This window comes from uncultured Methanobrevibacter sp., assembly GCF_905235195.1.
Classification (GTDB): Archaea; Methanobacteriota; Methanobacteria; order Methanobacteriales; family Methanobacteriaceae; genus Methanarmilla.
The window spans coordinates 1-12,811 of sequence record NZ_CAJOKH010000041.1 but is presented as its reverse complement, the minus strand read 5'-3'; the positions used below and the strand labels follow the sequence as shown (position 1 = coordinate 12,811).

10 protein-coding genes are annotated in these 12,811 nt (G+C 25.2%); 2 read left to right on the top strand and 8 right to left on the bottom strand.

The features are described 5' to 3' along the window. Positions 1-147: 147 nt before the first annotated feature. From QZ146_RS06205 to QZ146_RS06195, 3 genes are all read right to left on the bottom strand, one after another. Positions 148-957 (bottom strand): ABC transporter ATP-binding protein, encoded by an 810-nt coding sequence (locus QZ146_RS06205; protein WP_295722804.1) that lies wholly within the window; start codon positions 955-957, stop codon positions 148-150. An 84-nt stretch (positions 958-1,041) separates the two neighbouring features. Further along, a complete protein-coding gene (locus tag QZ146_RS06200; protein WP_295722803.1) occupies positions 1,042-2,055 on the bottom strand; it encodes an iron ABC transporter permease in 1,014 nt (337 codons plus the stop codon). A gap of 13 nt (positions 2,056-2,068) precedes the next feature. After that, the gene (locus QZ146_RS06195) at positions 2,069-3,172 is read right to left on the bottom strand and encodes an ABC transporter substrate-binding protein (RefSeq protein ID WP_295722802.1); all 1,104 of its coding nucleotides are present in this window, start codon (positions 3,170-3,172) and stop codon (positions 2,069-2,071) included. Between the two features lie 458 nt (positions 3,173-3,630). Between QZ146_RS06195 and QZ146_RS06190 the strand changes: the two genes are divergently transcribed. Next, positions 3,631-4,173 (top strand): Hsp20/alpha crystallin family protein, encoded by a 543-nt coding sequence (locus tag QZ146_RS06190; protein WP_295722801.1) that lies wholly within the window; start codon positions 3,631-3,633, stop codon positions 4,171-4,173. A gap of 646 nt (positions 4,174-4,819) precedes the next feature. Here QZ146_RS06190 and QZ146_RS06185 read toward each other — a convergent pair. Next, positions 4,820-5,836 carry an SIS domain-containing protein gene (locus tag QZ146_RS06185; protein ID WP_295722800.1) on the bottom strand — a complete coding sequence of 339 codons (1,017 nt, stop codon included), beginning with the start codon at positions 5,834-5,836 and terminating at the stop codon, positions 4,820-4,822. 354 nt (positions 5,837-6,190) lie between these two features. Here QZ146_RS06185 and QZ146_RS06180 point away from each other — a divergent pair, with 354 nt between their 5' ends. Next, positions 6,191-6,826: a DUF447 domain-containing protein gene (locus QZ146_RS06180; protein ID WP_295722799.1), complete on the top strand. Its 636-nt coding sequence runs from the start codon at positions 6,191-6,193 to the stop codon at positions 6,824-6,826. A 659-nt stretch (positions 6,827-7,485) separates the two neighbouring features. On the opposite strand, the gene ade is transcribed toward QZ146_RS06180, so the two are convergent. The 4 genes from ade to QZ146_RS06160 form a co-directional block, all read right to left on the bottom strand. Beyond that, positions 7,486-9,252 (bottom strand): adenine deaminase, encoded by a 1,767-nt coding sequence (gene ade, locus QZ146_RS06175; protein WP_295722798.1) that lies wholly within the window; start codon positions 9,250-9,252, stop codon positions 7,486-7,488. 268 nt (positions 9,253-9,520) lie between these two features. Next, the gene (locus QZ146_RS06170; protein WP_295722797.1) at positions 9,521-10,744 is read right to left on the bottom strand and encodes a TIGR00300 family protein; all 1,224 of its coding nucleotides are present in this window, start codon (positions 10,742-10,744) and stop codon (positions 9,521-9,523) included. Between the two features lie 249 nt (positions 10,745-10,993). Next, on the bottom strand, positions 10,994-11,902 hold the full coding sequence (gene speB, locus QZ146_RS06165; RefSeq protein ID WP_295722796.1) for an agmatinase: 909 nt from the start codon (positions 11,900-11,902) through the stop codon (positions 10,994-10,996). A 98-nt stretch (positions 11,903-12,000) separates the two neighbouring features. Beyond that, a complete protein-coding gene (locus QZ146_RS06160; RefSeq protein WP_295722795.1) occupies positions 12,001-12,405 on the bottom strand; it encodes a translation initiation factor IF-5A in 405 nt (134 codons plus the stop codon). Between the last annotated feature and the right edge of the window lie 406 nt (positions 12,406-12,811).

The window sequence follows — 12,811 nt, the reverse complement described above, 5'->3', positions numbered from 1 at the left end:
ACACACAGAAAGAGATAAGGAAAGAAATTGGAATAAAAATTGCAAAACAAGCAAAAGCCAGGGATTCTAAAAAAATAAAAACCTTAACTTGATAGTACTGAATCTTTTAGAAAAAGTACTTAACTAATAAAATAAAAAACTAAATAATTATTTTTTTTTAAATAAATCCTGATTTAATTTTAGATTAGTTTCTAAAGGAACACAGACTTTTCTTCCATTATCATGTTCAATTAAATTAACATTAATACCATATGCTTTTGATAGATTATCTTCTGTAATAACCTCATCAGGTTTACCAATATCTATAAATTTTTTATCCTTCATTATAGCTACTTTTGTTGAAGATAAAAATCCATGATCTGGAAAGTGTGAAGACATTATAATGGAAAGACCTGCATCAGATAAATTTTTAACAATTTCCAACAATTTAATTTGATTTCCAAAATCCAAATGGGAAGTAGGTTCATCAAGAATTAAAATATCCGGTTGCTGAGCAATTACCCTTGCAAGAAAAACTAGTTGTCTTTCACCACCACTTAAATTAGTATATTCCTTATCCCTTAAATAATCAATAGATAAAGCTTTAAGAGCATCTAATGCAATCTGTTCATCTTCTTCCTTAGGAGTCGAACTTAAATTAAGATAAGGTGCTCGACCCATCATTACAACATCAATAACCCTAAAGGGAAATGATGGAACATGTGATTGAGGAATATATCCTATATGTTTTGATATTTGCCTAAAAGATAATTTTTGAATATTTTCTCCATTAACTAAAATTTCTCCAGAATCAATTTCATTTAATCCATTTAAACACTTGATTAATGTAGTTTTTCCAGTCCCATTAGGACCTAATATACATAAAACATCTCCCTTATCTATAGAAAAGGAAATATCTGAAAATATTAAATGTTCACCATATGAAAATGAAATATTATTAACTTCAAATAAACTCACAAAAAACCCCCCACACAAATGCAATATTGTATTTGAAATTTAAGGACCAGTCAAAATAACCCATTTTAAATATTGTATTTAAAGTTAGGACCATTCAGAATAACCCCTTTTAAGTAAGTATAAAAATAGAGGTACACCAATAATTGATGTTAATATACCTATTGGAATTTCTATAGTTATTACTGCCCTTGATATATTATCTACAAGTAAAAGAAAACTTGCACCTAAACTTAAAGATGCAGGTATTAATATACGATTATCAGGACCTACAATCATACGTGCCATATGAGGAATAATTAAACCTATCCACCCAATAATCCCACTGATAGATACAGCTGCTGATGTAAGTAATGTACATCCTGCAATTATAAGTAATCGTATTTTGGTTGGATTTAAACCTAATGATTGTGCTTCCTCATCACCCATAGCCAAAATATTCATTTGCCATCTTAAGACTAGTAAAATCACTATTCCAATAATAAATGGAATTATAATCATAATTAATTTATCTATTGTTACAGAAGCTAAACATCCCATTAACCAATAAATAATCTCAGGAAGCTTATCTTGAGGATCTGCTACAAATTTTATACATGATATTAAAGCATTAAAAAATGCTGAAATAGCAACACCGGATAATACTAAAACTAAAATTCCTCCAGCCTTATAAACTCTTGAAATTAAATAGGTAATAGAAACAGAGATTATTCCAAAAACAAATGCTAATATTTGAACTATAAAATTAGAACTACATAATATTATTGCAAGAGCTGCACCAAATCCTGCACCATTAGAGACTCCTAATAAATCTGGAGATACTAAAGGGTTTTTAAAAATACTTTGAAAAGATGTACCTGCTACAGCAAGAGCTGAACCTACAGCAAAAGCAGCAATAATACGAGGCAATCGTATTTCAAAAACTATTGTACTAATAGTTTGTGAAATTTTCAATTGTGGGAAAATTGGAGATAATATTGTTTTAACAACATCCACAGGACTGATTGGATATCTTCCAATTAAAAATGATGCAAAAAATAAAATTATAGGAAGTATAACTAAAAATATGAATGTTATAACTTCCTTATTTTGACTATCCATATAATCACATATATTAGAAGTTAGATTCTTTTAATCCAGAATCAAGTAATATTTGACGAGCTTCATCATCACTTAACTCTACATGATAAAACTTAGAGTAAAATTCCTGAGTAGTTTTAACCATGTCAATATCCTTATACTCTTCTGGATATATAACTTTTGCAGTCCATGGAAGACCAATAATTCTATTAGCTGCTATAGGCCTATCAAACCATTTAAACGGAGATTGTGGTGATAAATAAACTTGATGATTTTTAACAGCTTTAATACTAGCCCAATTAGAATTATTATAAACACTATGATAAAATTCAGGACTAGTAGTAATAATAACTTCAGGGTCCCAACGAATTACCTGTTCAACAGATACTTGTACACCCATAGTATTATTACCTTCACCTAAAGAGTCAGCTACATTTTTTCCACCTACTCTTTTAATTAGTTCTGCATGACTAGAAGAAGAAGGATTAGTTTTAAGGCCATCATCTCCCTCAGCATAATAAACTGTTTTTTTATCTTTATCAGATAGTTTACTTGATTTTGATTCAACCTCCTTTACATATTTATCATTAAAATCAACTAATTCTTGAGCTTTTTCTTTAGAACCTAATACTTCACCAATAAATAGTATTGACTCACCCATTTTATCAAGATCAGATGAATCAGTTACAGCTAAAACAGGAATACTTCCAAATTTTTCCTGGCGTTCCTGAACTGTGGATAAATCTTTATCTCCCTCTGCAGATGATTCTATAATCAAATCAGGTTTTTGTGCAATAAATTCTTCATAATTTCCATCATTAGTTCCATACCATCCACCAACAACAGGATAGTTTTGATACTCTTTTGGAACAAATTTAAGCTCATCTTCTTCCCATTTGAAATTAACTCCTTTTAATTTTTCAGGAGCAATCATATAAATTACAGTAGTCATAGTTGGACTAGTTGCAATAACACTATCAACTGTAGAAGGTATTCGAACTGACCTATCTAACATATCGGTAACAGTTTTATTACCTGAACTATCAACAGCATTTTGTGACATAATTATATGAGTAGCTACACCTGCCAAAATTAAAATAACAAAAATTAAAATAATATATTTAGTTTTTTTATTCATGATATCACTAAAAATAATTTTATAATAACATATATCGATAATAATAGTATATAAATCTTTTGAAAAATAAAAATATCCAATAGTAAAACCAAAAAAAGAAATAATTAACAGTTAAATCAAAAGAAATAAGAAAAGAATATAGAATAAATAAGATAAAAAAAACTATAATTTAAATTTAAATAAATACAAAAAGTGATATTAATATTTAAAAAAAAAATAGATAAATATAGATGAAAAAAAATAGAAATCTAAATAAATATAAGTTTTTATAAGAAAAATTTTTAATATAAAACTAATGAAAACATGTCGATATGAAACATATTACATATGATAATTATAATAAAAGAGTATAAAATTTAATAATTAAGAAAAGTTTAATAATAGGAATTGATAAGATAAATACTAATATTATATAACTTATATAAACCAATATTTAAAAAAAATATGGAGAGTTTATTATGGCAAATGATTTTAGAGATACTAAAAAACAAGCACAAGATGCAGTAGATGATATTTTAATCAATCTTAAATCTGCTGGAAGATCCATAGACAACATGATAAATGAATATAAAGAAACTTTACCAAATAAAATTAGTGTTGATTTACTTGAAAATGATGAAGCATATTATTTAAAAGCTAATATTCCCGGTTGTTCTAAAGAATCTGTAAATATTGAAATAAGAGAAAAAAGTGTAATCATTGCATGTGAATATGGTTCATTTAAAGAAGAACTTGAAGAAAAATTAAATGTTGATACAGAAACTGATGAAGAAAAAGAAGAAAATAAACAAATAGAAGAAACACTTGGAGAAAAATACACCCCAGAAAAAAATGAACTTAAATATTTAGTTAAAGGTAGAACTGCAGGTACTGCAAAAAGAATAATCAAATTACCTGATAAGGTTATTCCAGAAGAATCTACTGCTAAATATGATATGGGTACTGTAACTTTAACTATTCCAAAAGAACCACAAAAATCATATAAAGTGACTGTAGAATAAGTAATTAATTTTTGAATTAATCTTTATTTTTCTTTAATTTATTTTTTTTTAATTTTAAGTTTAATCTTTAATTTGATTAAAACTTAATTTTTTTCTATTTTAATTTGATTAAAACTTAATTTTTTTCTATTTTAATTTTGATTAAAACTTAATTTTTTTTCTATTTTAATTTTGATTAAAACTTAATTTTTTTCTATTTTAATTTGATAAAAACTTAATTTTTTTCTATTTTAATTTGATAAAAACTTAATTTTTTTCTATTTTAATTTGATAAAAACTTAATTTTTTTCTATTTTAATTTTGATTAAAACTTAATTTTTTTCTATTTTAATTTGATTAAAACTTAATTTTTTTCTATTTTAATTTGATAAAAACTTAATTTTTTTCTATTTTAATTTGATAAAAACTTAATTTTTTCTATTTTAATTTTGATAAAAACTTAATTTTTTCTATTTTTAATGTTATTATGAATTTGATTTTTGTTTTAATTATTTCTAAATTGCTCCGACATTAAATTGATATACTTATTTTTATACTTATTTTATTGATTGAAAAGTAGTGTTTAGAAAATAAGTTTTAATTAAAGCAATATAAAAAAAAGTTATAAAAAAAACTTAGTAAATTAACTAATTATTTAAAAAAAAAATTAATCATATCTGACTTTTCCAATATGTCTTGTACTTCCAGGATCTTCATTATTGAAATGTGCCAAATAATAAATGAACCATTCAAGAGGTGCAATAAATACAAATGGAGATAATAATTTATCAAAATCATCCCCAACATAATCAGATAAATTATAAATGATTAAGTTCATTTCAAGTTTTTCACAAAAATCAATTGCTTTTTCAGTAATTACATCTGATTCAAATCCAGAATTTAAAAATACTGCTGGAACACCTTTTTCTGCTCTTTCAATAAGACCATGCCTAAATTCAGCAGCATATAATGGACATGCATGTTTAAGTGCACCTTCCATAAACATTGTCATAGCCAATTTATATGAAAGACCAAAATTAGGGCCACTACCAAGACAATAGAAAATTTCTTCATCTTTAAATAATTCTGCTAATTTTTTACTTTCATCGTGTGTACTTTCAAGTAAATTATCAAGTAAGGATCCAATATTTTTCAATTCATCTATGAGTTTATCTTTATTTTCATAATCAGATGCCTTAAATAATATATAATAAAGACATGTAAGTTGAGTAACATAGGTTTTAGTACCTAAAATAGCAGTTTCTTTACCTCCTCTTGATACAATCCCATAATCTGCTTCTTTAGCCATAGTACTATCCGGTTCATTTGAAATAGAAACTGCTGGAATCTTAAATTCCTGAGCTTTTCTAAGAGCAGCTACAGTATCACCTGTTTCACCAGATTGTGATGTAAAAATAGCAATAGAATTTTCACCTAAAATTAATTTTTTATTATAAGTAAATTCAAACCCTGTAAAGACATCTATATCTATTGTTGAACATGATGCAAGTGCATCCCTAACTGAATAACATGTTGAAATAGAACTTCCACAACCAACTAAATATACTTTATCTTTTTCCTCAACAATTGATGAAATATTATCTAATAATGATGTTTCACTTTCAAATGTTTTTACTAATGCATCTTTTTGTTCCATTATCTCATCATACATCTTATATTTCATAGTATCCCCTAGTATAATTTAATAAGTTTATTTTGTTTATTAAAAGTTTTTATTTTTAAGAAAAAAATCTTCAATTCTCATTAGTATAGACTTTGAAGATAATTCATTTAATATTAAAGTTTTCCTTAAATAAGATTTAAATATTAAATTTACAAATTAATCTAAATTCTTAGATTAAAGGATTATAAATTTATAGATTAAATATATTTTATATTTTTATTATATAAATAATTTTTATTTAATAAGTATATTTTCATAATAGTATATAAAACCATATAAAAAGAATAAGTAATAGAATAAATCTAATATAAATTAATTAAAAAAAATATTTTAATATTTTGATAAGATGATAATATGAGCATAAATATTAAATCTATAGGTATGGAAAAAGGAAGTCAGTATGAAACCATTATAACAACCATCTCCCAGGATGGTAGTAAAAATGCTGCACCTATTGGAACAATCGCATATAGTGAAAATGAAATTATGATGAGAATATTTACAACTAGTCATACCGCCCAGAATATAATTAAAAATAGAGAGTTTATCTCTAATATTACAAGTAACCCTAAAATATTTACCTTATCAACTATAGCTAATCTTCCAGACAAATATTTTACAGATGATAATATACCTATTTTAAAAGATTGTGATGGATACTTAAAATGTAAAGTAAAAACTTTAAAAGAGGCAGTCAAATCAAATGACCCTGTTAATTCTGATGGAAAATCAATAGTTATAAAAGCCGAAGTTACCGAAATCATTAAAAACAGAGAAGATCTCCAAATAGTTAACCGTGGATTATATATGTTAATAGAATCCCTTGTAAATTATACACGTATAGATATGGTAGATAATGAATTAAAAGAATATTATATTGATAGATTTCATGAAGATAAACGTGTTATAAAAAAAGTAGGAACAAAAAGAGATAAAGAAGCTATTAACATATTAGAAAAACAATTGAAAGAAAAAGGTTATGATGTTTAAATATCTTTAATGATTTGAATTTTTCATATGTAACACTATTATTAATGGAACATATAAACCATATCTATTTTTAAAACCTTTTTAAACAATTATATTTATTATGTAAAAATATGCAGTTATAGGTCTAATTTTATATTTTTAGTATACACTTTATAGAAATATTTTTTTAAACTTTGAAGATTGTCATAAATAGTTATTAGTAAAATCCAATTAAACAATTTCATTATATTTAAATTAATCTTAAATATTTTTTATATTTTATAAATATATTTTATACAAACCATAATGATTTTTGATTAAATATAATCAGGCATACCCCCATTTTTCATATACTTAAAAAAAATTAAAATATTTTTAGGCAAGGATTAATTAATAAACATTATTCCACATAATTTTTTTATAATTAAGTGTATATAAAAAAATAAAAAAATTTAATAAGAGTTAAAACAACTCTTATACTACTATTTTTTTAAAACCCTAATCATAATATAAGACAAATCATAAAAATAAAATAATATTATATTGAATTTTATTTAAAAAAACAGACACTTATTTTTATAAAAAAAACTCCTATAAATAAAGATAAAAATTAAAAAAAAAATAATAAAATCCTATAAATAGGTAAAAATTAAAAAAGCATAGAAATAAATAGACTTGAATTAAGCATTTTCTTCATCTTCTGAGATTACTTCTTGTACAATATCTGTAAATCTAAATTCTTCACTGTCAAATAAACCCTTATCTGATATTTTTATTGAAGGAATTACAAGTAGAGATAAAAATGACAAAGTCATAAATGGAGAGTTAAATTCACATCCTAATAATTTAACAATATTTTGTAAGTTTTTAAGCTTAAGTGCAAGAGTAGAAACATCATCATTACACATTAAACCAGCAATTGGTAGTTCTAAAGATTCTTTAATATCATTTCTCCTAGAAACAACTGCTAAACCACCTTGATTTTCAATAATTTCATTTACAGCTTTAGCCATATCATGTTTGTTTGTACCAACTACTATAATATTATGACAATCATGTGCAATAGAAGATGCAAGAGCACCATCAGTTATTTTAAAACCTTTTACAAATCCATTTGTAACTGTATCTTCCCCATACCTATTTACAACTGCAATTTTTAATATATCTCTATCGATGTTTTCCTGAATAATATGGTCTTTAACTTCTAATTCCTTTATAGTTTTATCAGTTATAAGAGACTTATCCATAACCTTCATAATTAGGGCTTTAATTTTACCCTCTTTTAAATCTATTTTAACATCAAAGTCTTCTGGAGATTTTTCAGATACATTAAATGTATTTTCGAATTCAACATCTTCCGAATCAAATAATACATTGCCATCTTCATAGACTATCTCCCCACCAACAAAGGTTTTTAAAATATTGAAATTATCAAAATTATCGATAAGTACAAAGTTAGCCTTTTTGCCTGCTGCTATAACACCTACATCTAAATTATAATGTTTAGATGGATTTAAAGTTACCATTTTAATAGCTTCAATAGGGAAAACATCTGTATCAATTAATCTTTTTATTAAAAGATTTAAATGACCATTTAAAATATCTATTGGATTTTTATCATCGGAAACCAAAAAGTCAAAAATTGGATTTTTTAATAAAAGATTATAATCATCCCGTGATAGATTCTTTGCATCTTCCTCGTTTGCCCAAAAAATTTGCCTATCATTTTTATTTAATAAATCATCAAAATTTTTAACAGCTGACCCTTCACGTACCATAATTTTCATACCTAACTTTTTCTTTTCAATAGCTTCATCAAAAAGAGAGGATTCATGGTCAGTATATATATCTGCATCAATATATTTTTTTAATTTTTCTCCAGTTAAAAGTGGACCATGGCCATCAATAGGCATGTTTAATTTTTTAGCATATTCAATTTTCTTTAAAACTTCCTCGTCACCAGCTAAGACAGCTGGAAAATTCATCATTTCACCTAAAGAGACAAAATCATTTAATTTTAAAAGGATATTAACAAGTTCACTATCAATTATAGCTCCAGATGTTTCAAAATTAGTAGGTGGAACACAACTTGGTGCTGCATAAAAAAAGTCAAATGGAACTTCTTTACCATTTTCAATCATAAAATTAATGCCTTTAAGTCCTGAAATATTTGCCATTTCATGAATATCTGAAATAACAGAAGTAGTTCCATGAGGAATGACTGCTTTTGCATAATTACTAGGAATAAGCATAGTGCTTTCAATATGAGTATGAGCATCAATAAATCCTGGAAGTAGAATTCCTTCATAATCCAAATCAACATCATTTGGATCTGTGGTAGCAATAGGTATTACTTCTTCAATATATCCATCAGAAATATGAATTTCACATGGATAAATATCATTCAATTCTACATCCACTATATTAGCAACTATAATTTTATCCATAATACCACTTAAAGAAATAGTATTTATTTTGAATATAATTAAATTTTATGTTTTTTGAAAATATAGAAAAGTGGAAATTATAAAAAATATAGTAAATTACTAAACTTTTATTATACTTGTTTATATGATTTATAACAAAAATTTGGTAAACAACTATAAATAAAATTTAAAAAAAAAATGAAGATAATAAGAAATATGAAATAAAAATAATAAAAAGAAAAAACTAAGAACTTAAAATAATAAAAAAGAATAATAGATTAAAAAATATTTAATCTTCTTCGTGTAATGCATCATATAAAACTGGTAAAAATGCACCAACATCTGTTACAATACCAAGAACTTGAGCACTGCCTCTGTCTGCTAGTTTAGTTACAGTTGATGGATTAATATCAACACAAACACTACTTACCCTTGAAGGTAACATATTACCTACAGCAATAGAGTGTAACATTGTTGCAACCATAAATACCATATCAACATTTTGAACATATTTACGCATTTCATTTTGAGCCACTGCAGCATCAGTTATAACATCAGGAAGTGGCCCATCATCACGAATAGAACCTGCAAGTACAAATGGAACATCATTTTTAACAAGTTCATACATAATACCACTAGTTAAAGTTCCATCTTCAACAGCTTCCTTTATAGAACCTGAACGATTAATAGCATTAATTGCTCTCATATGGTGTGAATGACCATTTGTAACAATTTCTCCAGTTTCTATATTAATACCAAGTGAAGTTCCAAATAAGTTAATTTCCACATCATGAGTAGCTAAAGCATTTCCTGCAAATAAAACATCAATAAAACCTTCTTTAATAAGTTTTGCTACGATTTTATTAGTACCAGTATGGTCAATAGCAGGTCCTCCAACAAATGCTATCTTTCCACCTTGACTTTTAATCCTTTTAACTTCATTTGCAACATCTCTAACAATAGTCAATAAAGGCTTTTCAGATGAAACATCACTATCCATAAATTCAAATGAATTGGTTTTTTCCCTTGGTTTTTGAGGACTTGAAACTTTTACACCTTCAATTCCAACAACAATCTTATCTCCTTTTTTAATAGAGCTAATAGGTACACAACGTGCTATTTCTCTTTCTTCATCAATTACAATTGCACAATCCATTTCAATATCCCTAACTATTAACCAATTGCCTTTATACAATACATGAGTTATATAATGAGTAGTGGAATAAAATCCCTCAGGAAGAACTTGATCTGCAGGAGAAGGAACTAAATTAGCTTCTTTAATCTCAGAAATTGAAACCCCAATAGCTGAGAGTTCATCTAATATTTCATTTAATTTTTCAATTGATTCAGCATAGACAATCATTTTAGCTCTAGATATATCAGTTTTATTTTTTCCAACCTGAATATCTACAACGTCAAAATCTCCTCCTCTGTTCATAATGATATCAAATGTTTTTGGTAAAATATATGAATCAATAATATGGCCAGAAAGTTCTATTTCACGTTTAAACATTTTTATTCCTCTACATTTTATTTTAAAAATAATATTTAATATCTTAAATATAATATAATAAAGTTTAGTAAATTAATCTATTTAAATATTTAGGTCAAATTAAATAGTAAAATTAGTAAAATTTAGTAAAATTTAGTTAAATAATATTTAAATAAATATTATAAAAATAGTAATAAATTTAATCTTAAGAAAATAGTATTTAGCTAAAAAAACAGACAAACACTAAAATTAATATCTAATTTTATTAAATTATCTAGTTCCCATTAAAGATAAAAAGTCATAGACAAATTTACTTGCAGTAATTGCAGTTATATCTCCAAGTTTATCTGTAGCAGTTTCCATAACATCAAAACCAACAATATTCTTATCCTTAAGAGCAATTAAAATATCTAAAACATCATGTGGTGAGAGTCCAGACGGTACAGGATTTCCAAGAGAAGGTGCAAATGACGGATCTAAAACATCCATATCAATAGAAATATAAACTTTTGAATCAATTGACTTAAGATATTCAATTAAAGGCTTAATATCTTCTTTTATAGATGATGCCTCATAAGTTTTTATATTATTATTTGATTTAACAAATTCCTCCTCTTCAAAGGATGATGAGCGTATTCCAATTTGAACAATTTCTTTAGGATTTAAATCATAAATTCTTTTTAAAACAGTTGCATGAGAATATTTTTCACCAAGATAATCATCAATAATGTCTCTGTGTGCATCAAGATGAATAATTGTAATATCCCTTAAGTCATTATGATCTGAATTTAAAGCAATGGCTCTTAAAGCACCTTGAGTGAGACTATGTTCTCCACCAATTAAAATTGGATTAATATTATGTTTTAATAAATCAGTAACTGTTTGAGATAACAAATCACATGTTTTCAGACAGTTACCTGGAATTGTATTTAAATCTCCAAAATCATAAAAACAAGAATTTATCTCTGTTTTTAATTCTAAATTATAAGATTCAAATGAATAAGACCCTTCCCTTACAACAAGAGGACCATATCTAGAACCTACATGATAAGAAACAGTACTATCAAATGGTACTCCTATAATACCCCATTGAATTTCATCATTTATATGAATTTGTTCAAAATCATCCTCTTCTGATGCAAAAGCAAATTTACAAGGACTGTGAGTACCAAAAATCATTAAAACACCTAAATCAAAATAAGAAAAACAATAAAATAAGTAAGAAATTTTAAAAAAAATTTCTAAAATAAAAATTAAAGAAAAAAAGAGGTTTAGAACTATTTAGGTGCACTACCTTTAGTTCTCATAATTTTCATATTACCCATAGCTTCAATATATTCTACTTCAATACCTTCAACAATTTTATCATCTAAATCTTCAGGTAAAGGTAAATCAATAGTTTCATAATTTTCCATATCCATAATTTGAACATTAGAACCTTGAATAGATATTACTTGACCTACTCTTTTATCAATAATAGGAATATCAACTTTAGCGTTAACTGGTTTGGTTAAAGTTCTTTTTTGATCATCAAAAATACCCATAGCTTCCACTCTAGCTTTTGCAGCTCCGTGTTTTCCAGGTGAAGAAGTACTTAAACTTACAATTTTACAAGGTTCACCATCTAATACAACATATTTACCAATTTTTAATGTTTTAACTTCGACTACTTTAGTTGCCATAAAATTATCCTCCAAAATTCAAAAATATTACTTAATAAAACATTATGATTTTTTAGAATTTCACTTAAAAATCAAAAAAGAATTAATTTATAAAAAATTAATCTTACTATAATATATTATAATAATAATATTATTTTTATTTTTATATAAATGTTAGTATAATTTAGATAAATTAAGCAAATTATAGTAGAATTAGAAGAAAATATTTTTTAAATTTTAAAGACAGTATTTATAATAACTTATAGTATAATAAAAAATTAAATTTCTAAATTTCAATAATTAATTAATTAATTAATTCTAATATAAAATTTTTAGGGGCCTGAAATTTTCTGAATAAAATTCGGGCTAAAATTTCTTATTTTTTATGTTTATCATATTCATTTATAATTGTTTGTAAAAATACAAT

Bases quoted from the DNA above. Each gene is read 5' to 3' on its own strand.
- QZ146_RS06200 (WP_295722803.1), bottom strand. From the start codon at position 2,055: ATGGATAGTCAAAATAAGGAAGTTATAACATTCATATTTTTAGTTATA.
- QZ146_RS06195 (WP_295722802.1), bottom strand. From the start codon at position 3,172: ATGAATAAAAAAACTAAATATATTATTTTAATTTTTGTTATTTTAATT.
- QZ146_RS06190 (WP_295722801.1), top strand. From the start codon at position 3,631: ATGGCAAATGATTTTAGAGATACTAAAAAACAAGCACAAGATGCAGTA.
- QZ146_RS06185 (WP_295722800.1), bottom strand. From the start codon at position 5,836: ATGAAATATAAGATGTATGATGAGATAATGGAACAAAAAGATGCATTA.
- QZ146_RS06180 (WP_295722799.1), top strand. From the start codon at position 6,191: ATGAGCATAAATATTAAATCTATAGGTATGGAAAAAGGAAGTCAGTAT.
- ade (WP_295722798.1), bottom strand. From the start codon at position 9,252: ATGGATAAAATTATAGTTGCTAATATAGTGGATGTAGAATTGAATGAT.
- QZ146_RS06170 (WP_295722797.1), bottom strand. From the start codon at position 10,744: ATGTTTAAACGTGAAATAGAACTTTCTGGCCATATTATTGATTCATAT.
- speB (WP_295722796.1), bottom strand. From the start codon at position 11,902: ATGATTTTTGGTACTCACAGTCCTTGTAAATTTGCTTTTGCATCAGAA.
- QZ146_RS06160 (WP_295722795.1), bottom strand. From the start codon at position 12,405: ATGGCAACTAAAGTAGTCGAAGTTAAAACATTAAAAATTGGTAAATAT.